The organism is Paraburkholderia sp. UCT2 (assembly GCF_014397665.1).
In the GTDB taxonomy this organism is placed as follows: Bacteria; Pseudomonadota; Gammaproteobacteria; order Burkholderiales; family Burkholderiaceae; genus Paraburkholderia; species Paraburkholderia tuberum.
Genome location: NZ_VZQO01000056.1, coordinates 1 through 22,640, shown reverse-complemented (window position 1 = coordinate 22,640; position 22,640 = coordinate 1). Strand labels below are relative to the sequence as shown.

General features: G+C 65.7%; 20 protein-coding genes and 1 pseudogene. 13 read left to right on the top strand and 8 right to left on the bottom strand.

All coding sequences use genetic code 11. The annotated features are described in order from the left end of the window. Positions 1-74 precede the first annotated feature (74 nt). Positions 75-1,598, top strand: coding sequence for a SpoVR family protein (locus tag F6X39_RS31540; protein ID WP_187619490.1), 1,524 nt, complete (start codon positions 75-77; stop codon positions 1,596-1,598). 256 nt (positions 1,599-1,854) lie between these two features. Continuing rightward, a complete protein-coding gene (locus tag F6X39_RS31535) occupies positions 1,855-3,162 on the top strand; it encodes an MFS family transporter (protein ID WP_187619489.1) in 1,308 nt (435 codons plus the stop codon). 135 nt (positions 3,163-3,297) lie between these two features. Here F6X39_RS31535 and F6X39_RS31530 read toward each other — a convergent pair whose 3' ends face one another. From F6X39_RS31530 to F6X39_RS31510, 5 genes are all read right to left on the bottom strand, one after another. After that, the gene (locus tag F6X39_RS31530; RefSeq protein WP_187619510.1) at positions 3,298-3,570 is read right to left on the bottom strand and encodes a hypothetical protein; all 273 of its coding nucleotides are present in this window, start codon (positions 3,568-3,570) and stop codon (positions 3,298-3,300) included. After that, entirely contained in the window at positions 3,536-4,651 is a 1,116-nt protein-coding gene (locus tag F6X39_RS31525) for a glycosyltransferase family 2 protein (protein ID WP_187619488.1), read from the bottom strand. Before F6X39_RS31525 ends, F6X39_RS31530 begins: the two co-directional genes overlap by 35 nt. 225 nt (positions 4,652-4,876) lie before the next feature. Further along, complete coding sequence (locus tag F6X39_RS31520) at positions 4,877-5,104, bottom strand: hypothetical protein (RefSeq protein WP_187619487.1); 228 nt, start codon at positions 5,102-5,104, stop codon at positions 4,877-4,879. Between the two features lie 77 nt (positions 5,105-5,181). After that, a complete protein-coding gene (locus F6X39_RS31515) occupies positions 5,182-6,111 on the bottom strand; it encodes a LysR family transcriptional regulator (protein ID WP_187619486.1) in 930 nt (309 codons plus the stop codon). A gap of 94 nt (positions 6,112-6,205) precedes the next feature. Then, complete coding sequence (locus F6X39_RS31510) at positions 6,206-7,603, bottom strand: MFS transporter (RefSeq protein WP_222945375.1); 1,398 nt, start codon at positions 7,601-7,603, stop codon at positions 6,206-6,208. 151 nt (positions 7,604-7,754) lie between these two features. Here F6X39_RS31510 and F6X39_RS31505 point away from each other — a divergent pair, with 151 nt between their 5' ends. Further along, positions 7,755-8,615 (top strand): LysR family transcriptional regulator, encoded by an 861-nt coding sequence (locus F6X39_RS31505; protein WP_018435610.1) that lies wholly within the window; start codon positions 7,755-7,757, stop codon positions 8,613-8,615. 41 nt (positions 8,616-8,656) lie between these two features. Here F6X39_RS31505 and F6X39_RS31500 read toward each other — a convergent pair whose 3' ends face one another. Beyond that, a complete protein-coding gene (locus tag F6X39_RS31500; RefSeq protein WP_187619508.1) occupies positions 8,657-9,097 on the bottom strand; it encodes a carboxymuconolactone decarboxylase family protein in 441 nt (146 codons plus the stop codon). A gap of 157 nt (positions 9,098-9,254) precedes the next feature. Here F6X39_RS31500 and F6X39_RS31495 point away from each other — a divergent pair, with 157 nt between their 5' ends. The 6 genes from F6X39_RS31495 to F6X39_RS31470 all read left to right on the top strand — a co-directional run bounded on the left by F6X39_RS31495 (position 9,255) and on the right by F6X39_RS31470 (position 15,970). Beyond that, positions 9,255-10,313, top strand: coding sequence for an NAD(P)/FAD-dependent oxidoreductase (locus F6X39_RS31495; RefSeq protein ID WP_187619485.1), 1,059 nt, complete (start codon positions 9,255-9,257; stop codon positions 10,311-10,313). Positions 10,314-10,794: 481 nt separating this feature from the next. After that, complete coding sequence (locus tag F6X39_RS31490) at positions 10,795-12,768, top strand: PAS domain S-box protein (protein ID WP_187619484.1); 1,974 nt, start codon at positions 10,795-10,797, stop codon at positions 12,766-12,768. Positions 12,769-12,888: 120 nt separating this feature from the next. Then, entirely contained in the window at positions 12,889-14,085 is a 1,197-nt protein-coding gene (locus F6X39_RS31485) for an acyl-CoA dehydrogenase family protein (protein ID WP_187619483.1), read from the top strand. A gap of 33 nt (positions 14,086-14,118) precedes the next feature. Then, positions 14,119-14,724, top strand: a complete 606-nt coding sequence (locus F6X39_RS31480; RefSeq protein WP_187619482.1) for an SAM-dependent methyltransferase — start codon at positions 14,119-14,121, stop codon at positions 14,722-14,724. Further along, positions 14,721-15,386, top strand: coding sequence for a glycosyltransferase (locus F6X39_RS31475; RefSeq protein WP_187619481.1), 666 nt, complete (start codon positions 14,721-14,723; stop codon positions 15,384-15,386). Before F6X39_RS31480 ends, F6X39_RS31475 begins: the two co-directional genes overlap by 4 nt. An 89-nt stretch (positions 15,387-15,475) precedes the next feature. Beyond that, positions 15,476-15,970 carry a DUF421 domain-containing protein gene (locus F6X39_RS31470; RefSeq protein ID WP_187619480.1) on the top strand — a complete coding sequence of 165 codons (495 nt, stop codon included), beginning with the start codon at positions 15,476-15,478 and terminating at the stop codon, positions 15,968-15,970. A 51-nt stretch (positions 15,971-16,021) separates the two neighbouring features. Here F6X39_RS31470 and F6X39_RS31465 read toward each other — a convergent pair whose 3' ends face one another. Then, the gene (locus F6X39_RS31465) at positions 16,022-17,425 is read right to left on the bottom strand and encodes an MFS transporter (protein ID WP_187619479.1); all 1,404 of its coding nucleotides are present in this window, start codon (positions 17,423-17,425) and stop codon (positions 16,022-16,024) included. A 231-nt stretch (positions 17,426-17,656) separates the two neighbouring features. On the opposite strand from F6X39_RS31465, the gene F6X39_RS31460 reads away from it, so the two are divergent. From F6X39_RS31460 to F6X39_RS31450, 3 genes are all read left to right on the top strand, one after another. Then, a complete protein-coding gene (locus F6X39_RS31460; protein WP_018417771.1) occupies positions 17,657-17,800 on the top strand; it encodes a hypothetical protein in 144 nt (47 codons plus the stop codon). A 448-nt stretch (positions 17,801-18,248) separates the two neighbouring features. Then, on the top strand, positions 18,249-20,840 hold the full coding sequence (mprF, locus tag F6X39_RS31455; protein ID WP_187619478.1) for a bifunctional lysylphosphatidylglycerol flippase/synthetase MprF: 2,592 nt from the start codon (positions 18,249-18,251) through the stop codon (positions 20,838-20,840). Further along, positions 20,837-22,102, top strand: coding sequence for a virulence factor family protein (locus F6X39_RS31450; RefSeq protein WP_187619477.1), 1,266 nt, complete (start codon positions 20,837-20,839; stop codon positions 22,100-22,102). Before mprF ends, F6X39_RS31450 begins: the two co-directional genes overlap by 4 nt. On the opposite strand, the gene F6X39_RS31445 is transcribed toward F6X39_RS31450, so the two are convergent. Continuing rightward, positions 22,074-22,355 (bottom strand): hypothetical protein, encoded by a 282-nt coding sequence (locus F6X39_RS31445; RefSeq protein ID WP_187619476.1) that lies wholly within the window; start codon positions 22,353-22,355, stop codon positions 22,074-22,076. The two genes, F6X39_RS31450 and F6X39_RS31445, sit on opposite strands and share 29 nt — an antisense overlap. 101 nt (positions 22,356-22,456) lie before the next feature. Between F6X39_RS31445 and F6X39_RS31440 the strand changes: the two are divergent. After that, positions 22,457-22,640, top strand: a pseudogene (locus tag F6X39_RS31440) (threonine ammonia-lyase, biosynthetic); the annotation flags it as partial.

The following is a 22,640-nucleotide window of genomic DNA, read 5'->3' as shown; positions in this document are numbered from 1 at the left end:
TCACGCCGGAGCAGTCCGCGATGCTGCAGCACGGGACACACCGGAACGCCCAACGAGGGCAAAGGGAAGTCCGTATGAACGTAGCCGATAGACGGCCTCTGCCGTGCCCGTCCGACTGGACCTTCGAATTGATCGAAGAGTACGACTCGCATATTGCCCGTGTTGCGGAGCAATACGAGCTCGACGTGTATCCGATCCAGCTCGAACTCATCAGCGCCGAACAGATGATGGATGCCTACGCGTCCGTCGGCATGCCGGTGAACTACCGTCACTGGTCGTTCGGCAAACATTTTCTTGCTACCGAAAAAAGCTATCGCCGCGGCCAGATGGGGCTCGCGTACGAAATCGTCATCAATTCGAATCCCTGCATCGCGTATCTGATGGAAGAGAACACGATGACGATGCAGGCGCTCGTCATCGCGCATGCGGCCTACGGTCACAACTCGTTCTTCAAGGGCAACTATCTGTTCGGCTTATGGACGGACGCGCACGCGATCATCGACTACCTCGTCTACGCGAAAAACTACATCGCGGAATGCGAGGAGCGCTATGGGCTCGATCGCGTCGAGGAATTGCTCGACTCGTGCCACGCGCTGATGAATTACGGCGTGGACCGCTACAAGCGGCCGCAGAAGCTGTCGCTCCAGAAGGAGTTCGCCGCGCGTCGCGAACGTGAGGCGTATCTGCAGTCGCAGGTCAACGAGTTGTGGCGCACGTTGCCCACGCGCCATACGCCGCTGCCCGAAGAGGTCGAGGGGCGCTATCCGCCCGAGCCGCAGGAAAACCTGCTGTATTTCGCGGAGAAAAACGCGCCGCTGCTCGAAGCGTGGGAGCGCGAGGTGATCCGGATCGTGCGCAAGATCGGTCAGTACTTCTATCCGCAGCGGCAGACCCAGGTGATGAACGAAGGCTGGGCGACGTTCTGGCACTACACGCTGCTCAATACGATGTACAACCAGGGCAAGCTCGAAGACGGCTTCATGATGGAGTTTCTCCATTCACACAGCAACGTCGTCTATCAGCCGCCGGTCACGAAGCCGTATTACAGCGGCATCAATCCGTATGCGCTGGGCTTTTCGATGATGAGCGATATCCGGCGCATCTGCGAAGCGCCGACCGACGAAGACCGCAAGTGGTTTCCGAATCTGGCCGGCAGTCCGTGGCTGCCCGCGATGCACTACGCGATGCGCAACTTCAAGGACGAGAGCTTCATCGCGCAGTATCTGTCGCCGCATCTGATCCGCGAAATGCGCCTGTTCTCGGTGCTCGACGACGACATGCGAGACGCGCTCGAAGTGTCGGCGATTCACGACGATAGCGGCTACCAGTACGTGCGCCAGGCGTTGTCGCGGCAGTACGACATGCATCACCGCGAGCCGAACATTCAGGTGTGGGCCGTCAATACACGCGGCGATCGCAGCCTGACGTTGCGGCATTTCATGAGCGACAACCGGCACCTGTCGTCGGATAGCGACGAGGTGCTCAAGCACATGGCGCGCTTGTGGCAGTTCGACGTGTACCTCGAGAGCGTCGACGAAAACGGTACCGTCAGAAAACGACACGACTGCCGGTATATGCCGCCGTCCGTGAGAATATGAGCGCCGCCTGACTCCCGCCTGAGCGGTCCGTGTCGCCCGTCAAGCCCCTGCCAGTCCCGAACTGGCAGGGGCTTCGTTCTGTTGGTGCGCAAATCCGGCCGACCCAGGGCTTTCATCAGGCCACGCTGACAAAAAACCTTCTGGTGCTTTCATTTATGTAAAATTCGCGCACCCGCGACGGCCGCTCAGGCTGGGCGCGCGACATCAAGGCGGCGCCACGACCGTCCTCTTCGTTTAAATAAGGAAAGACACCAGCATGAACGACCAAACCGAACAATACGTCGTGGCCTCGGCGCACGACACACGGCGCCGCATTTTTGCAATCGTTGGCGCTTCATCGGGCAATCTCGTCGAGTGGTTCGACTTCTATGTGTATTCGTTCACGGCGCTTTACTTCGCGCCGTCGTTCTTCCCGAGCGGCAACACGACCACGCAGTTGCTGAACACGGCCGGCGTGTTCGCCGCGGGCTTCCTGATGCGGCCGATTGGCGGCTGGTTCTTCGGGCGGCTCGCCGACAAACGTGGTCGCCGCACCGCGATGATGGTGTCGGTATTCATGATGTGCGGCGGCTCGCTGGTGATCGCGATGCTGCCCACCTACGCGCAGATCGGCGCGCTCGCGCCGGCGTTGCTGCTGCTCGCGCGGCTGTTGCAGGGGCTGTCGGTGGGCGGCGAATACGGCACCAGCGCGACCTACATGAGCGAAGTCGCGTTGAAGGGCCGGCGTGGCTTTTTCGCGTCGTTCCAGTATGTGACGCTGATCGGCGGCCAACTGTGCGCGCTGCTCGTGCTCGTGACCCTGCAACAGACGCTGACGACCGAAGAGCTGAAGGCGTGGGGCTGGCGTGTGCCGTTCGTGATTGGCGCCATCGCCGCGTTGATCGCGCTCTATCTGCGTAAATCCCTTGATGAAACCACCACCGCGGCGATGCGCCAGCGCAAGGAAGCGGGCACGCTGCGCGGGCTGTGGGAGCACAAGACCGCGTTCATGACGGTGCTCGGCTTCACGGCCGGCGGCTCGCTGATCTTCTATACGTTCACCACCTACATGCAAAAGTACCTGGTCAACACGGCCGGCATGCACGCGAAGACCGCGAGCTCGGTGATGACCGCCGCGCTGTTCGTCTACATGCTGATGCAGCCGGCGTTCGGCGCGTTGTCGGACCGCATCGGGCGGCGCCGCTCGATGCTGTGTTTCGGCCTGTTCGCGACGCTCGGCACGGTGCCGCTGCTGCATGCGCTGAAAGACGTGACGAGCCCGTATGCGGCCTTCGCGTTGGTCGTAGTGGCGCTCGCGATCGTCAGCTTCTATACGTCGATCAGCGGCCTGATCAAGGCCGAAATGTTTCCACCGCAAGTGCGTGCGCTTGGCGTAGGGCTGTCGTATGCGGTCGCCAATGCGATCTTCGGCGGCTCGGCGGAATATGTCGCGCTGTGGCTGAAGTCCGCCGGTGTCGAGACGATGTTCTTCTGGTACGTGACGGCGCTGTGTGCACTCGCGGGTATCGTGTCGCTGCGCATGCGCGATCCGTCGTCGGAAGGGTATCTGCGGCACGAGCCGTGAACCGCTAGTCGGGCACGGCGAAACGTCGTGCCGCGATGGCAGCGCTCAAGCGGCGGTCCAGGGCAACCGGGCCGCCGTTTTTCATGGCATCGACGTTTGTGCGTCAATCCGCAAGCGAGGAGCAGCGCGCTTCGCTCAACTGACGACGATCCGTGTCCCCCACGCATGCAGCAGGTCGCGCAGGCTATCGGCCTGTTCCATCCTCGCGCCGCTGCGCAGATGAATCTGCCTCTGCTGCGAAGACGGGTCGTGCTCATCGTAATCAGCGGCGCGGGCGGGACCAGGTAACGAATACGCGTTTGCCAGGCAGGGAATGCCTGGCAGAAAATCGCCTTGCACGCGCTCGCGCCGGTCGCGACGCGCCTGTCGCAGCTCATACCGGCTTCGGCCCATTGTCGACGAACTCATCGACCCTCGCGGCCTCATTCACCGTGGCCGCGCCAACGGCCGCGACCGTCGCCATCGAAGGCGTCGCCGCTACGCCGGCGACGGCATCGGCCGCCGCGCGCGGCATCGGCAGACGGCCACGCCAGGCCGCGCGCGCCAGCATCAGCAGATGGTAGTAAAGCCGCGCGCTAAAGCCGTAGTTGTAGGCGAACAGATGCGCGCGCGCGATCCGCCAGCCCGCGCGCGCCTCGCCGTTTCTCGCGTGAATCGATACCGCGATCGGCACGAGCCGCCGCAGCGCCTGCCGCCGCGACGGTTCGAGCGGCGCCGGCAGACGCAGCGACTTCACGAACGCATAGGCGCTCAACGTTGCGGCCATGCTCGTGCCGCGCGTGCTGTGCGAGACCGACGTCGCGGTCTTCCGATACACCGACACATAGTCGTGCAGATAAAACACCTCGCGCGCGGCCAGGCATAGCTCGGTGCCGAAAACGTAGTCGCAGCAGACGCCATACCGCGCGTCGTAGCCGACCCGCTTGACGAGCCGCGCGTCGGCCATCCAGCCGTTGTTCGGAAACATCTGGATCAGGCCGGTGCGGCCCGCGAGCGGCTGGAGACCCTCGCGGGCCTCAGTGCGCCGGAACGCCTCGTTCAGGCGCGCGCTCGCGGCGAGATCGATCGCGCCGTCGTGATCCGCTTCGTATTGCGCACCGAATGCCGCATCGAGCCGCGGATAGCGCTGCCATAACGACACGAGTTTGTCGACGGCGTCGCTCGTCAGCAGATCGTCGTCGTGGATCAGCAGGATCTTGTCGCCGCGCGCCCGCTCGAACAGGCTCGACACATTGCGCGCCTGGCCAAGCGGCGGCTCGTGCTTCTCGTAGCGCACGCGCGGCTCGTCGCGGTAACGCTGCAAGATCAGTTGCCGCGAGCGCGCGTCCGTCGAATCGTCGCCAATCACGATTTCGACATGCGGATAGCTTTGCGCGAGGCACGAGTCGACGCATTCGATCAGCAGGTCGGGACGATTGCAGGTGGGCACGCAGATGGACACATGGGCGAGCGCCGCACGGGCGAGGGGAGGACTTGACGCGTTGGACATGATGACGCCTTTTATCGATCGGAAGCGGCAAAAACCGGCGGAAAGCGGCAGCCGGTTCGCAGGGCGCACACCTTGCTGCAAGCAGCAAAATAGTCCAAGGCGTCAAAAAAATATTCGGTAAAAATGAGGAAGAAATGTTTGCTTACAGAAAGGCGCTGGAAGGAAAAAGTGATGCGGCCCGGGTGCACGACGCAGCCAGGGCCGCTCTGATATAGGGTTCTATTTTCAACCGACGGACGGTTCGCCCTCGCCGGGCTTTTTGCCCGGACGGTCCGCCGGAGACTGCTTGTGACCTTCGTCGTGGCGCTCGGGCATCTTGCTCTTCGCGTTGTCGCTATGCACGGCGCGGTGCGGATGCGCGAAATCCTCGGTCTGGGCGCTGGCCTCGCTTTTCGATTCGTTGTCGGCCGTGCTTTTTGCTTCGCCTTGGGATTTTTCCGTCGTCTTGCTCATCGCTGCTCTCCTGGAGGGAAGACAAGCCTCCGGCAGCAAGACGCGGACCCGGGCGGGAGCAAACAGACGTTCCGCGCTCAGGCAGCCGCGTGGCGCGGCCTGCCGCCCGTCAGCGACATGATGAAGTCGAGAAACACGCGCACCTTGGCCGGCGGATGGTGCCGCGACGGATACAGCGCATACAGCGGGTACACCTCGTCGCCCCAATCCGGAAAGAGCTCGATCAGCTTGCCGCTCGCGAGCAGCGACTCCGCGCCGAGCGCGAGAATCTGCGCGATGCCCTGCCCCGCGATGCATACGCTATGCAGCGTGCCGACATCGTTGACGGTCAGCCGCCCCTGCGGCGTCAGCGCGAGCTGCTTGCGGCCGCGATGGAATTCCCAGCTGAACGGATAACCGGTGAGCGGATCGCGAAACTTGATGCAGATATGCCGGCCGTCTTCGAGCTCGCCCGGACTCGCCGGCTTGCCATGCTTCTTCAGATACGACGGCGCCGCGACGGTCAGGATGCGCGTATCGAGCAGCTTGCGGGCGACGAGCGTCGACACCGGCGGGTCGCCGAAGCGGATCGCGACATCGAAGCCGTCCCCGACCATGTCGCCCAACTGGTCGCGCGTGACGAGTTCGAGCTGCAGGTCCGGATGTTTGTCGATGAAGCCGCCGAGGCGCGGCCCGAGCACGAGCCGCGAAAAGAACGGGTCCATGTTGACGCGCAGACGCCCCCGCACCGCGGTCGCGCCCTGCGCGGCGGAGGCGGCCGCTTCCTCGAGTCCGCCGAGCAGCGGCACGATCTGCTCGTAGAAACGCCGGCCTTCGTCGGTCAGCGTGACCGAGCGCGTGGTGCGGTCGAACAGACGAATGCCGAGGCGTGCTTCGAGCCGGGCGACCGAGCGGCTTACGCCCGATTGCGACATGTCGAGCGCTTCACCGGCGGCCGCGAAACTGCCGCAATCGACGATCGCAGTCAGGACGCCCATGCCGTTCAGCACGCGCTCATCGAATGGCATCGGGGCTCCCTGCCTGGTAGCCATGGATGCCCGACATGCTAACGCTAAGACCTTTCGAATGCATGCGCCGGCACGCGATGAAACGCGTCACGTCTCAACGCCCCGCGCTCGGCGCAGCCTGGCCGCGAATCACGCGCGTGCCCGACGGGTCGTCGAGGTGGCGGAAGATCCACGCGGACACGAGCGTGATCGCGCCGACGCACACGAATGCGAGCCGGAAGCCGAGCGCCGCCGACCATTGCGCCGCGAACAGATTGACGAGCCCGCCGCCGATCGACACGCCAAGCCCGATCGCAAGCATCTGCACCATCGAGAACAGGCTATTGCCCATGCCGGCGTCTTCGTGCGACAGGTCCTTGAGCGTGACACTGTTCATCGCCGCGAATTGCATCGAGTTGGCCGCGCCGAACACCGCGAGGATCGCGATTTCGATCACGAGCGGTGTGCCGAGCGAAATCAGCGAGAACGCGACGATCGCCGAGCCGACGATGATCGTGTTGACGAGCAGGAACGTGTCGTAGCCGTAGCGGCGCACGAGCGGCGCGATCCAGCGTTTCGCGAGCGTGCCGGCGAGCGCCGCGGGCAGCATCATCAGACCCGAGTGCAGCGGCGAGTAGCCGAGCTGCAATTGCAGCAGCAGCGGCACGAGGAACGGCACCGCGCTCGAACCGACCCGGCATACGAGGTTGCCGATCAGGCCGACGCTGAAGTTCGGCTCGCCGAACAGCGACAGCTTGAACAGCGCATCGCGGCGGTTTCTGGCGTACGGAATGTAGGCGAGCGCGCTGGCGACGGCCAACGCAAACAGCCCCGCCGACCACGCCGCGCGATGCGAGGGGACCGGCGCGTCGATCGCGAGCGAAAACGCGATCATGCACGACGACAGCAGGGCGCAGCCGATCACATCGAACGGCGGCGCCTGCGCCTCGTCATGCGACGGCAGAAAGCGGTGCACCGCGTACAGACCGAGCGCGCCGATCGGCACGTTGATCAGAAAGATCCAGTGCCACGTGATCGCCTGCACGAACCAGCCGCCGAGCGTTGGCCCGGCGATCGGGCCGAGCTGCCCCGCGATCGATATGAACGCGAGCGCCGACACGTATTGCTCGCCCGACACGCTGCGCAGCACCGCGAGGCGTCCGATCGGCAGCAGCATCGAGCCGCCGAGGCCTTGCAGCACGCGCGCCATCACGAGCTGGCCGAGCGTGTGCGCGCTCGAGCAGCAGATCGAGCCGAGCACGAACACGAGAATGGCGGCGAAATAGACGCGGCGGGTGCCGAAGCGGTCGGCAAGCCAGCCGGAGGCGGGCGTCAGCATCGCCATCGTCAGCGTGTAGGCGACGACGACCGGTTGCATCGCGAGCGGCGCGACGCGCAGGCTGTTCGCGATCGACGGCAGCGCGGTGTTGACGATCGTCGTGTCCAGCGACTGCATGAAGAAGCCGGCGGCGACGATCCATAGTAGGGCGGTTTGAGAGGAGTCCTTGGTCATGTTTTCGACAGCGGGCGCGGCGGCGGCAAAGCGCCGCCAGAGCGGGGCCAGGCGGAATTCCGTCATCTTATTGACATCCTCATCAATCGGGAACCCCACTAAGCCCGCTGACTGTTATCGACAATGCCGATAAGCAGCGCGACAATCACGCATGCTCAATCCAATCTGGCTCAAGACCTTCTCGACCGTCGCGGCTTGCCATAGCTTCACCGAAGCGGGGCGGCGGCTCGACCTGACACAGTCGAGCGTCAGCGAACATATCCGGCGCCTCGAACAGAGCGTGGGCCGGCGCCTGTTCGTGCGCGACACCCATTCGCTCGCGATGACACCCGACGGCGAAGCGATGCTCGCGCATGCGAGCGTGATCCTGCAGGCGCTGTCACGCGCGGAATCGCAGTTTCGCGCGCCGCGTCTGAAGGGGCGCGTGCGGCTCGGCTCATCGGACGACATCGCGCTCGGCCCGCTCCCCACCGTGCTCGCGGCGTTTCGCAACGCGCATCCCGACGTCGAACTGGAAATCACGATCGGCATGACGGGCAGGCTCTACGAGTTGCTCGACGCGGGCGCAATCGATCTGCTGGTCGGCAAGCGCCGGCTCGGTGACCGGCGCGGCGTGCCGCTTTTCACCGGGCGCCTCGAATGGCTCGCGCGCACCGGCACGCTCGTCGATCTGAGTCAGCCGCTGCCGCTGATTCTGGTCGCCGAGCCGAGCGTGACGCGCGCGGTCGTGCTCGATGCGCTCGCCGAAGCCGGCGCGAGCTGGCAGATCGTCTGCACGAGCAGCAGTCATTCCGGCTGTATCGCGGCCGCGCGCGGCGGACTCGGCATCACCGTGCGGCCGCAGTATCTGGCCGCGCGCGGCCTCGCGCCGCCGTTGAATGCGGCCGGACTGCCGACGCTGCCGTCGGTGGAATTCATCGCGCTGGCGGCGAAGCGCTTGAGTCGCCCGGCGGGCACGCTGTTGCAGTTGCTGCATGACAGCGATCTGCGCGGGTCGTGGATCGGGGAGTGAGGCGGGCAGTGCGTCGCCTCATGCTGCCGTCATGCCGCCGCTCAGGCCGGCATCTTCCGGAACGAGATCGCGAAGCGGTTCCATGCATTGATTGCCGAGACGAGCAGCGTCAGGTCGACCAGTTCCTCGTCGCTGAAATGCGGCCGCACCGCCTGCCATACCGCGTCGGGCACATGATCGTGCGACACCAGCGTGAGCGCTTCGGTCCACTCGAGCGCCGCGCGTTCGCGGTCCGTGAAGAACGGCGTTTCGCGCCACACGACGACGGTCGCGAGACGCCGCTCGGTTTCGCCGCCCTTGCGCGCGGCCGCCGTATGCATATCGACGCAATACGCGCAGCCGTTGATCTGCGACGCGCGCAGCCGCACCAGTTCGGTCAGCGATTTTTCGAGCGACGATTTGCCGATGCGCTCTTCGACGCCGAGCAGCGATTTGATCGCGGCGGGATTGGCTTTGTAGAATGGCCGATTCCAGGTATTGATTCCAGGTATTTTCAGGTAGCCACTTTCGGGCGTTGAGCGGGCACGCCTAGCACCCTTACCGTCGACGATGGCATCGTTGCCGCGTGCGGGCCGATTCGGTATGGTGGGTCATCGACGCTTCCATTGCGCCTTTCACCGTGATCCGGAGACCTGCCCCATGACCGTTGCCACCGATCCGTCCGCTATGCCCGCCTCGCCGATCCGCACCGATGTCCTGATCGTCGGCGCCGGTCCCGTGGCTCTGTTCGCGGCATTCGAGGCCGGCGTGATCGGCCTCACCTGTCAGATCGTCGACATACTCGGACGGGTCGGCGGCCAGTGCATCGAGCTGTATCCCGACAAGCCGATCTACGATATTCCCGCGATTCCGTCGTGCACCGCACGCGAACTGGTCGAGCGACTGGTCGCGCAGTGCAGGCCGTTCGATGTGCCGATTCATCTGGAACAGCGCGTCGACACGCTCGAGCAGCGCGACGACGGACGCTGGACCGTGCGCACGCAGCGCGGCCTCGTGTTCGACGTCGCGGCGATCCTGCTCGCCGCCGGCAACGGCGCGTTCGTCCCGCAAAAGCTCACGCTCCCCGAGGCCGTGCCGCTGGAAAGGCGCTACGTGCACTACAGCGTGCCGCGCCTCGCCGATTTCGCCGACAAAAACGTGGTCGTTGCGGGCGGTGGCGATTCGGCGCTCGACTGGGCGCTGGCACTACGCAAGGTCGCGCGGCGCGTGACCCTCGTGCATCGGCGCGCCGGCTTCAGCGCGGCCGATTCGAGCGTCGAGCTGATGCGGCGCGCGGTCGACGCTGGCGAGATGGACTTCGTCGTCGGCGGGATCGCGGCGCTCGATGTGGAAGACGGCGCGCTGCGTTCGCTGACGCTGCGGCAGGTCAACGGCGAGACACAGCTCGAAGCCGACCATCTGATCGCGCTGTATGGACTCGTCGCCGATCTCGGACCGATCGCGCAATGGGGACTGACGATTCATGGCGGGCGCGTCGACGTTGATACTTCGAACTACGAAAGCTCGCGGCCGGGCATTTTCGCCGTCGGCGACATCGCAAACTATCCGAACAAGCAGAAGCTGATCCTGTCGGGCTTTCACGAGGCGTCGCTCGCGCTGCGCAAGGCGTATGCATACGCGTATCCCGACAGGAAACGCGTGCATGTCCATTCGAGTTACGACGCGAAGCTCGCGGAAAAGATCGGCGCGGCGGCTTGACGGGCGCGCCAGCGCAGCAGCAGTTTCGACTCGCGACGCGTGCCGATTTGCAGCGATGTCGCGCCGGGCCGGCCGTTGGCCTCACGCGACGGTCGGCCCGCTGTTATCTGCTCGGGTTCCTCGCGGCAGGCAGTATTTTCCAGCGGGTCGACTCGCGGCCTTGTCTTTCTTGCTGGCCTCATGGTGGCCGATCGCGCAGCCCGCCGCGTCGTGAATACCTTTTTCAATTGACACGCCTGTTTTTGCCAACGAAGGGCAAAACGGAAAGCCGAAACCGCAGCGCGGCGACGTTTTCCGTCATGACCCGCTAGCTGTCGCGGGGCTCGTCGTTATAAGCTTGGCGCCTTATCAGCCGGCGCGCGAGCGCCCTTGGCGACGCATCCCGGCCCCTCCGTGGACCGCGCAACCGCTTGCGCGACGGCTTCGCCGCCGGCCAGGCGCGAGGTTTGCTTAAGACGAAAATTCCAATGACGTGTCCGCCATGACCCAGCTCGATGCTTCTTCTTCCCGCGACTACGGCGGGCCCGCTCCAGTACAGGCCGAGGCCGCGCCGTCAGCGCCCGTCGGCGTCGATTATTTGTCGCTCGTGCAGGCGATTTCGGACTACGCGATCTTTCTGCTCGATGCGAAAGGCAACATCGTCAGTTGGAATGTCGGCGCGCAGAAGCTGAAGGGCTATGCGCAGAGCGAGATCGTCGGCCAGCATTTCTCGCGCTTCTATACCGAGGAAGCCGTTGCGCGCGGCTGGCCGACCTACGAGCTGGAACAGGCGGCGCTGACCGGCCGTTTCGAAGATGAAGGCTGGCGCGTGCGCAAGGACGGCACGACGTTCTGGGCGAACGTCGTGATCACCGCGATACGCAACGGGAAGGGCGAGGTCACGGGCTTCGCGAAGATCACGCGCGACCTGACCGCGCAGCGCGAATACCTCGAAGCGCTGCGCCAGAGCGAGGAGCGCTTCCGTCTGCTGGTCGATAGCGTGAAGGACTACGCGATCTTCATGCTCGATCCGCAAGGCTTCGTCGTCAGCTGGAATTCGGGCGCCGCGCGCATCAAGGGCTATACGCACGACGAAATCGTCGGCCGGCACTTCTCGCAGTTCTATGTGCCCGAGGAGGCCGCGGCCGGCAAGCCCGCGCGCGAGCTCGCGATCGCGCGCCAGATCGGCACCGTCGAAGACGAAGGCTGGCGCATGCGCAAGGACGGTTCGACGTTCTGGGCCAACGTGATCATCACGGCCGTCTATGACGAATCGCGACGCTTGCGCGGCTTCGCCAAGGTCACGCGCGATTTGACCGAGCGGCGCCGGCGCGAGGAACTGGAGCGCTCCGGGGAGCGCATGCGCGAATTTCTGGCGACGCTCGCGCACGAACTGCGCAATCCGCTCGCGCCGGTGCGCAACGCGATCGGCACGATGCAGATGGAAACCGATCTGAGCCCGGTGATCGCGCGGGCGCGCGATCTGATCGATCGCCAGGTCACGCACCTGACGCGACTCGTCGACGATCTGCTCGATATCGGCCGGATCATGTCCGACAAGGTCGAACTGCGTATTGCGCGCGTCGATCTCGCCGAGCTCGTCACGCGCGCGATCGAAGCGGCGCGGCCGTTCACCGACTCGCGCGAGCAGCGCGTGGTCGCGCATGTACCCGACGCTCCCGTGATGATTCGCGGCGACATGACGAGGCTCGTGCAGGTCCTGCAAAACCTGCTGCACAACGCGTCGAAGTTTTCGCCGAACGGCAGCGCGATCGAGCTGCAGGGACGTGTCGACTTTCGCATGGCGGTGCTCGAAGTGCGCGACCCCGGCTGCGGTATTCCGGTGCGCTCGCTCGACAAGATCTTCGAACTGTTCGCGCAGGAGAAGGAAGGGCAAAGTTTCGGCGAGGGCGGCCTTGGGATCGGCCTGACGCTGTGCAAGTCGCTCGTCGAAATGCATGGCGGCAGCATCGTCGCGAGCAGCGAAGGACCGGGACTCGGCAGCACGTTCACGCTGAGTCTGCCGCTCGCCTCCGCGCAGTCCGACACCGCGGAGAGCGGCACGATCAATGCCGCGCCCCACGTGCAGCCGCTGCGCATTCTCCTCGTCGACGACAATCGCGATTCGGCCGACAGCCTCGCGATGCTGCTCGAACTGAAGGGCCACGAGGTGCGTATCGCCTACGAGGGCGAGCAGGCGCTGCAGATCTCGCCACGCTTCTCGCCGCATCTCGCGCTGATCGACCTCGCGATGCCGAAGATGGATGGCTATGCGACGCTCGCGGCGATGCGCGCGCTGCCCGAGATGTCGCGCACGATGTACGCGGCGATGACGGGTTTCGGCCATGCGAGCGATCTCGATCGAACTCGCAGCGCGGGTTTCCATGCGCACCTCGTGAAGCCGGTCGAGATGGTGGTCCTCGACGCGTTGCTCGCGAAGGCGGATGGACGTCTGAGCGGAAGCGGCGGGACGTAGCCGCTGTTTCGCTGCGCGGCTGCCTCGCCGGCCGGGGCACGGTGTTTGCTGCGACTCTGCATACGTTCCAGTCCGCCGCCGCTCGGCGGGCCGCGGATCTAACCGGTGCAGGGAGGCACGATGTTCGACACGCGCGACCACGCGGCCAGCTTCAAGGCCCAGTCACGGCAGGTCTCAAATCAAGACGGTGGCCGCGCACTACGCGCGAGCGCCCGCGCGCCGCAGCCCGGCAAGCCTGCTATCTCGCTCGACGATTTTCTGCGCGACGCGCGTTTCGATGCGAACGATCCCGCTGCCCTCGGAGCACTGCTCGCTGATCTGATCGAGCGCGGCTACGATCGCGCGCCGACCTTGCCATGGCCGGGGCATGGGGAGACGCTGGTGCGCTGGCGCGCGCTGGCCGCCGTCGCCGCATGCGACCTCGGCCTCGTCAAACTGTTCGAAGGCCATACCGATGCGCTCGCGATTCTCGCCGAGCTCAATGGTCCGCTGCCGCCCGCGGCAAGCCGCTGGGGCGTGTGGGCCGCCGAAGCGCCGCACGCGCGGGTGCGTGCCATCGACGAAGGAATCCAGACCGTTGCCGGCGAGGGCGCGCAGGTGCGCCTGTCCGGCACCAAAGCCTGGTGCTCCGGCGCGCAGGTGCTCACCCATGCGCTCGTGAGCGCATGGCGCGACGACGAGCCCGTGCTCGCGGCGCTCGCGCTCGACCAGAGCTCGATCTCGATCGATACATCGAAGTGGCAGGCCGTCGGCATGCAGGCGACCGCGAGCGCGGATGTCACGTTCAAAGACACCGTGGCGACGCTCGTCGGCGCGCCGCATGCGTATCTGCGCCGCGCGGGCTTCTGGCATGGCGGCGCCGGTATCGCCGCGTGCTGGTACGGCGCGGCCGCGCAAATCGCGCGCACGCTGCGCGACGCGTGCGCCCGGCACGCGGACGCGCATCGGCTCGCTCATCTCGGTGCGACCGATGTCGCCTTGCAGTCGGCCGCCGCGCTGCTGCGCGAAACCGCCGCGTGGATCGACGCGCAGCCGTCGGCCGATGCAGCGACGCGCGTGTTGCGCGCGCGTCTGGCCGTCGAGCAGGCCGTGAGCGCCGTGATCGAGCACGCGACGCGCGCGCTCGGCGCGGGCCCGTTGTGCCGCGACGCGCGCTTCGCGCGGGCGCTTGCCGACCTGCCGGTGTTTCTGCGGCAGAGCCACGCGGAACGCGACCTCGCATTGCTCGGCGAACGGCTCGTCGAGGCCGCTGACACGACTGCCGCGCCGGCATCGCATCAGGCGTCTTCGCAAACACTCGCGCCGTGGACGCTATGACTTTTTCCCCCCTGCCTTGAGAGGATCGCTGAGATGAGCTCGACGGCGCCGTACTTCGATGAACTCTACCGACGCAGCGACGATCCGTGGCGTTTGCGCGAAGGCTGGTACGAACGCCGCAAGCGTTCGCTGACGCTCGCGCTGCTGCCGCGGCCGCGCTATCGCAACGCGTTCGAGCCGGGCTGCGCGAACGGCGAGTTGACGGCCGGGCTCGCGACGCGCTGCGACGCGCTGCTCGCCGCCGATCTGCACGCGCGCGCCGTCGAGCTTGCGTGTGAACGCGTGGCGGGCGCATCGAACGTGCGGATCGAGCAGCGCAGGGTGCCGCGCGACTGGCCGACGGAGCACGGGCCGTTCGATCTGATCGTGATCAGCGAGTTCGCGTACTACCTCGACGCGGCCGAGCTCGAAACGCTGGCCGCGCGCATCGGCGGGTCGCTGACGCCGGACGGCACGCTGCTCGCCTGCCATTGGCGCCGGCCGTTCGCCGAAGCGCGCGAATCCGCCGACCATGCGCACGCGCTATTCGATGCGCGCTGCGGTCTCGCGCGTCTCGCGCATCACGACGAAGCCGACTTGCTGATCGACGTGTGGTCGCGCGACGCACGTTCGGTCGCGCAGCACGAGGGGCTTCTATGATCGGCGTGATCGTTCCGGCGCATAACGAAGAGACGTTGCTCGCACGGTGCCTCGCGGCCTTGCTCGAAGCGTCGCGACACGAAGCGCTCGCCGGCGAGGAGGTGCGGATCGTCGTCGCGCTCGACGCGTGCAGCGATTTCAGCGGAGCGATCGCGCGCGCTTACGGCGTGCAGACGCTGACGCTGAAGGCGCGCAACGTCGGCGTCGCGCGGGCGCTCGGCGCGTCGCTGCTGCTTGCGCACGGCGCGCGCTGGCTGGCGTTTACCGATGCCGACAGCCGCGTGTCGCCCGGTTGGCTGGCCGCGCAACTGGCGCTCGGCGCCGATGCGGTGTGCGGCTCGATCGCCGTCGACGACTGGAGCGCGCATCCGCACAGCGTGCGCGAATATTTTCGCAAGACGTATGTCGACGCCGACGGACATCGTCATGTGCACGGCGCGAATCTCGGCGTTTCCGCGGACGCCTATCGGCGCGCAGGCGGCTTTCCGCCGCTCAAGTGCAGCGAGGATGCCGCGCTCGTCGATCGCCTGATCGAGACTGGCGCGCGCATCGCGTGGAGCGCCGCGCCGCGCGTGACCACGAGCGCGCGCACCGTGGCCCGCGTGCGCGGCGGATTCGGCGATACGCTCATCTCATGGGCGACCGATGGCGCGCTGGCCTGAGCGACGGCGACGCGTCGCGGGCTCGTCTCGCTCGCAACTATCCGGACACCAGAACATTCGCACGGCAATACGCCGCGGGGAGGACGAACATGATGGACGCGTTTTTCGTTCTATTCGGCCAAGGCAGGGAGCTCGATCCGTTGCAGATGGGTATGCGCTCGATCGCCGTGTTCGTGATCGCGCTCGCGCTGATCCGTGTATCGGGGCGCCGTTCATTCGGGCAGCGCTCGCCGTTCGATTCGGTCGTCGTGATTCTGCTCGGCGCGACGCTGAGCCGAGCGATCGTCGGTGCGTCGCCGTTTATCGCGACCGTGGTCGCGTCGTTCGCGATCGTCGTGTGTCACCGGGTGCTCGCGTGGTCGTTCATACGCTCGCGCCGCTTCGAGCTGCTGGTGGGCGGCGCCGAGCGCGAGGTGTTCAGCGACGGCAAGTTCCACGCGAACGAAATGCACGCGGCGCTCGTCACGCGCACCGACATCGAGGAAAGCGTGCGGCAGAAAACCGGTTCGCGCTCGATGGACGACGTGGCCGCCGCGATTCTCGAACGCAATGGCGACGTGAGCGTGATTCGCAAGCGCGCGTGAGCGCCCGAACCGTGAAGAGCGGGGCGCTTGCGCGGGGACACGGCAGCCGGCTCAGCCGCGCCCGCCTCGCGAAATCTCCGCGCCCGCGCCGCGCGGCAGGCGCAGCGTGACCGGAATCGACGCGAACGAGCATAGCCCGACCACGAGAAACGCGGGCCAGAAATCCGACCAGGTGATGCTCGGATGCCCATGCAGCGCGCGCGAAATCTGCAGCACGATGCCGCCGACCGTCACGCCGAGGCCGAGCGACATCTGCTGCACGACGCTGCCGAGGCTCGTCGCGCGGCCGACGTCGCGGCTCGCGATCTCCGCGTAGGTCAGCGAGTTGAGGCTCGTGAACTGCAACGCGGGGAAGAAGCCGCCCAGCAACACGACGATCCAGATGATCCACGTCGGCGTGTGCGGGAAAAACAGCCCGCACGCGGCGATCGAAATGCCCGATAGCGCGGCGTTGAACACGAGCACCTGGCGAAAGCCGAAGCGGCGCAGCACCGTGGAGGCGATCGTGCGCATGAACATGCCGCCGAACGCGGACGCGCAGGTGATCAGCCCCGATTGGAACGCACTCATGCCGTGGCCTTCCTGCAGCAGCAGCGGCAGCAGGAACGGCAACGCGCCGAGACCGATGCGAAATAGCGAGCCGCCGAGCACGCTCGCCTGGAAAGTCGGCACCTTGAAAAAACGCAAATCCAGAAGCGGCAGTGCGACGCGCTGCGCATACGCGACGTAGATCGCGAGCAGCACCGCGCCGAGCGCGCACATGCCGAACGCGTCCGTATTCGAAATCTGTTCGCCGCCGACCAGCGACAAGCCGAGCAACAGCAGCACCGCGCCCGCCGCCGACAGCAGGAAGCCGATCCAGTCGAGCGGGCCGGGGTCGGGCTCGCGCGTATTGGCGATATAGCGATTGGTCAGATAGATGCCGAGAATGCCGATCGGCACGTTGATGAAGAAGATCAGCCGCCAGTGCAGATACGTGGTGATGAAGCCGCCGAGCAGCGGACCGGCGGCGGGGCCGAGCATGGCGGGCACGCTCAGGTAATTCATCGCGCGGATGAAGTCGGCTTTCTCCACCACGCGAAAGATGATGATGCGCCCGACGGGCACCATCATCGCGCCGCCGACGCCCTGGATGAAACGCGCAACCGTGAAAGTGGCAAGCGAGTTCGACGCGGCGCACAACAGCGAACCCGTCACGAAGACGCCGATCGCGGTGCGGAATACCGTGCGCGCGCCGAACTTGTCGGCGAGCCAGCCGCATACCGGGATGAACACGCCGAGCCCGAGCACGTAGCTTGTCACCGCGATCTTCAGCGTGACCGGATCGCGCCCGAAATCGCGTGCCATGGCCGGCAGCGCGGTGACGATCACGTTGGCGTCGACGCTTTCCATGAACATCGCGCACGCGACGATAAGAGGCGCAATCAGAGCTTTTTGGGTCTGGGCAACGGTCATATCGGCGAGCCTGCGGCGAAGCGTCGCAGGCAAAGGGGGCATTATTGCACCTGTACGGTGCGGATTGTTAATACCTGAACGACCGATGCGGCCCCTTTACGAATTTTGCGTATCCGGTGCGCTACGTTGGCATTCGCGACGTCGCCAAAAAATATTGTTTTGTTGCGCTGCGGCACGAGATCGCTATAATCGGGGTTATTCCGTAGGTATAAACCCTGATAAGGAGCCGCCATGAATACCGCATCGAATGTCGTCCGTTCCACCCCCGCTGCCAACACGTTCTTCGGCAAGCTGCGCGCGCTGGCGCTGCATGCGCTGAACCTGCATCTGCAGAACTGCGCAGTGATCGCCGAAGCGTACCGTCGCCCGAACTAAGCGCGAGTTTCCCGCGCGGGCCCCGCAAGCCCCAGCTGTCGTGTCAATGCCCGCTCGAGTAGCGGGCATTGTGCTTTCTGGCCCCGTCAAGCGGAGCACGTTCAGCGAGTCGGCTCCCCAGTCCCACCAGATAGACGCCCGCCGTTAGCCAATTCCGGGCTGCCATCGCCGTTTCCCTTCCTGATATCGTGCTTCCGCCCCTGATTACGGCACGCCCAGCCGCGATCTTGATGCCGCGGTTGCGCCGGCCCGACGCCTCATATCACGCGAGGAAGCATTACAATCGCGCGCTTTTGACACGCGACGCGCAAGTGAACTGACGGCAAAATTGCTAATGCTGTCAACCTTTTGCACGTTTTGCCGTTATCACTTTGTAATCGCCGCCACAGGCGATACCGCGCGTGACGACCCGTCGCCGCGACCGCTCCTCGCAAGGCCCGCATTGACCATGTTCCACCGACTTCAACACAGCTTCGAGCGCCTCCCCGCGCTGCTCGGCCGTGCATCGAAAGCGCTTGGCAGCCGGGGCCTTCTGTCGCCCGTGCTCGCGCTCGTCATTTGCGGGTTGCTGCTGGTCGTGCTGCAGCATCTGTCCGAGGCAGTGAATTACCGTTCGGTGATCCGCGAACTGCGCCAGTTGTCGGCGCGCGAGTGGATCGGTGCGCTCGGCGCGACCGCGCTCAGCTACGTCGCGTTGGTCGGGCGCGACGCGGTCGGCCTGCGCTATCTCGGCGCGAGCGTGCCGCGCGCGGCGCTGTGGGTCGGCGCGACGGCCGGTTCGGCGCTCGGCAATGCGACCGGTTTCGGCGCGCTGACGGGCGGAGCGGTGCGGGCGCGCGTGTATGGCGTCGCGAACATCACGCCCGCGCAGATCGGCCGCATGACGGTGTTTACGAGCGTGTCGCTCGCGCTCGCCCTCGTCTTGATGACCGCGCTGGGCATGGTCTGCATGGCGGGCCAGCTCGCGCCGATGCTGCATCTGTCGCCAGTCGCGCTGCGCTGGAGCGGCGCTGCGCTGCTGCTCGCGCTGGCGCTCGCCGCGGCCGCGTGCCGTCGGCAAACCCGGCCGATCCGCACGCGCTGGCAGTGGCTCTCGTTCGATATTCCCGCGCGCCGCGATCTGCTCGCGCAGGTTGCGCTGGCGGTGCTCGACGTGGTCGCCGCGGGCCTCGCGTTGTGGGCATTGCTGCCGCATGCGAACGTGAGCTTCGTCGGCTTCATCACCGTCTACGCGGCCGCGATGCTGCTCGGCCTGATTGGCCATACGCCAGGCGGCGTCGGCGTGTTCGAAGCGGCGATGGTGTTCACGCTGAGCGGCAGCGTGCCGATGCATCAAATGGTCGCCGCGCTGCTCGCGTATCGCGCGATCTATTTCGGCGTGCCGCTGATCGTCTCCGCGGCGCTGCTCGCGGGCTTCGAGGGGCGCGCGCTGAAGAATCGTCTGTCGATGTTGCAGGCGGAGCGCGTGTCGGAACTCGCGCCGCTGTTTCTGAGCCTCGTCACGTTCGTGGTCGGCGGCATGCTGGTCATTTCGAGCGCGACGCCGGCGTTCTGGCAGCGCATTCATATGCTGCGCGACCTGGTGCCGCTGTGGGTGCTCGAAAGCTCGCAGATGCTATGCAGCGTGCTCGGCGTGCTGCTGCTGTTCGTCGCGCGCGGCCTGCTGCGGCGGCTCGATGCGGCATGGTGGATGACGCTCGCGCTCGCGTTGCTGAGCCTCGCGCTGTCGCTGACCAAGGGTCTCGCGTTCGTCGAAGCCGGTGTGCTCGGCATGCTGATCGTGCTGCTGCTCGCGACGCGCAAGCGCTTCAACCGTCATTCGTCGCTGTTCGCGGAGCGTTTCACGGCCGGCTGGCTCGTGTCGGTCGCGATGGTGCTGATGCTCGCGACGTGGGTCATGCTGTTCGCTTTCCGTGACGTGCCGTACACGGGCGATCTGTGGTGGCAATTCGCGTTCGACGAGCGCGCGCCGCGCGCGCTGCGCGCGACGCTCGCCGCGAGCGTATTCGCCGCGACCTTCTCGTTCTGGCAATTGCTGCGTCCGGCGCCGGGCCGCTTCGTGAAGCCGGCGCCCGAAGATCTGCACGACGCCGCGCGCATCGTGCGCGCGCAGGAGCGCAGCGATGCCGGTCTCGCGTTGATGGGCGACAAGAGCTTCCTGTTTTCGGAGTCGCGCGAGGCGTTCCTGATGTACGCGAAATACGGCCGCACGTGGGCCGCGTTGCACGATCCGGTGGGGCCGCGCGAAGAGTGGGCGGGTCTCATCAGCAAGTTCGTCGCGCTCGCGCATGCACATGGCGGCCGCGCCGCGTTCTACCAGGTGCGCGCGAATGCGCTGCCGCTGTATCTCGACGCTGGCCTCACGCTGATGAAGCTCGGCGAGGAAGCGCACGTCGTGCTCGACGACTTCGATCTGAAGGGCTCGCATCGCGCGCATCTGCGCTATGCGCTCAAGCGCGGCGAGCGCGACGGCTTTAGCGTCGAAGTGATCGATCAGGCCCATGTGCCGGCCTCGCTCGAAACGCTACGCGGCATTTCCGACGGTTGGCTCGACAGCCGCGACGCGCGCGAGAAGAGCTTCTCGGTCGCGGCTTTCCATGACGAATACCTGGCCGCGCAGTCGGTGATGCTGGTGCGCCAGAACAGCGAGCCGGTCGCATTCGTGACCTTCATGACGACCGATATGAATACCGAGGCGACCGTCGGCGTGATGCGTCACGTCGAAAGCGCGTCGCCGTATGCGATGGAATATCTGTTCACGCAACTCGCGCTGCATCTGAAACAGGCGGGTTTCCGCTCGCTCAGTCTCGGCATTGCGCCGCTCTCCGGTGTGCAGCCGACGCCGCTCGCGTCACGCTGGCATCGGCTGGCCGGCATCGTGTGGCGCTTCGGCGGCCGCTTCTATAACTTCCGCGGACTGCGTGCTTTCAAGAGCAAGTTCCAGCCGCGCTGGGAGCCGCGTTATCTCGCGGCATCCGGTTCGGGCGTGTTCTTCACGCTCGCGGACCTGTCGCTGCTGGCAGGAGGCCGGCGTTCATGACATTGCATCCGTTGTTCCGGCTCGCCGTCGCGGCGAGCGTTCTGAGTTGCGGCGCGCTCGCGCACGCGGCCACCACCACCGTGCCCGGCGGCCGCTATGGCGACGTGCGCGTGACGCAGCCCGAGGGGCCGCTGCGCGGCTTCGTCGTGCTGTATTCGCAGGCAAGCGGCTGGAGCGCAGCCGATCAGCAGAGCGCCGATGCGCTCGCGAAAGCGGGCGCGATGACGGTCGGCGTCGATACCGCGCACTACGCGGCCAACCTTGCCGCGAAAAAGGAAACCTGTCATCAGTTGGTGGGCGATGCCGAGGCGCTGAGCCATCAGCTCGAACGGCAATCGCAGTCGAGCCGCTACTTCGCGCCGATCGTCGCGGGTACGGGGCAGGGCGCGACGCTCGCGATGCACGTGCTCGAGCAGGCGCCGTCCAATACGATCGCGGGCGCGGTGTCGGTCGACGCCGATCACACGCTCGACGCGCGCTTCGAACCGTGTCCGCCGGACCCGACCGTGATTCGCGACAAGGTACCGGGCTTCGTCGAAAAGGCGAGCACGGGAAATGCCGATCGCGCGCGTCTCGTTGCATTGCTGACGCCGCATCTGCAGCCGGTCTCGATCAGCGCCGACGACGTGTCCGACCTGCCGCTGATCGAGTTGCCGGCCGCGCATCCGAACGGCTTGATGGCGATCGTGATTTCCGGCGATGGCGGCTGGCGCGATCTCGACAAGACGATCGCGCAGGCACTGCAGAAAGATGGGGTGTCGGTGGTCGGCTGGGACAGCCTGCGTTATTTCTGGAGCGAGAAGCCGCCCGCGCAAACGAGCCGCGATCTCGCGCGGGTGATGCAAACCTATGGCGAGCGCTGGCACGCGCAGCATATCGCGCTGATCGGCTATTCGTTCGGCGCCGACGTGCTGCCGTTCGCGTATAACCGTCTGCCGCAGGCGCAGCGCGATAAGGTGTCGCTGATTTCGCTGCTAGGCTTCGCGCCCGACGCCGATTTCCAGATCCGCGTCGGCGGCTGGCTCGGCATGCCCGCGAGCGACAAGGCGCTGAACGTGCGCCCCGAGTTGACGCATGTGCCGCCGTCGATCGTTCAATGCTTCTATGGCGAGAGCGAGACCGACACGCTGTGTCCGGCGCTCGACAAGACCGGCGTCGAAGTCATCCGCACGACCGGCGATCATCACTTTGGCCGCGATTACAACGCGCTCGAGCAACGCATTCTCGCGGCGTTCAATAAGCAGAGCGGCGTGCGCGATTGATGTCGGTGTTGGTCGTCTCAGCGGGGCGCGCTTGCCGGTGCGCCCCGTTTTTCTTGTGTGGCACTGCCGCACTGCGCGGAGATTGACAAAGCTTGCCGAGTCGACGAAGATCGCCGACATGAACTGCCTCGACATCCGTATTGCGCTGATTATTAGCATCATTCATCGAATGGTGGGTTAGCGCGCGTCGACTTGCAGTCACACATAACCCGCCAAACGAGGCGGGTTTTTTTATGTCCGCTTTCAGGTTCATTCTCTGCCTGCCTCCTGGCGAACATGCCGCGATTGCTATCGTTCGATGTCGATCGCCGTTGATGCGTTGTTGCATCGAATGTTGCCACCCAGGAGCTCGCCGTGCTGTTAAACGAACTCGAACAGGCCGCCGCAGCGGCCGGGCGCGTCGCGCCGTCTCACGACTACCTGAAAAAGACCCTGACCGCGCGCGTCTACGACGTGGCGCGCGAGACCGAACTCGAACGCGCGCCGAACCTGTCGGCGCGGCTGCGCAACCCGGTCTATCTGAAGCGCGAGGACAACC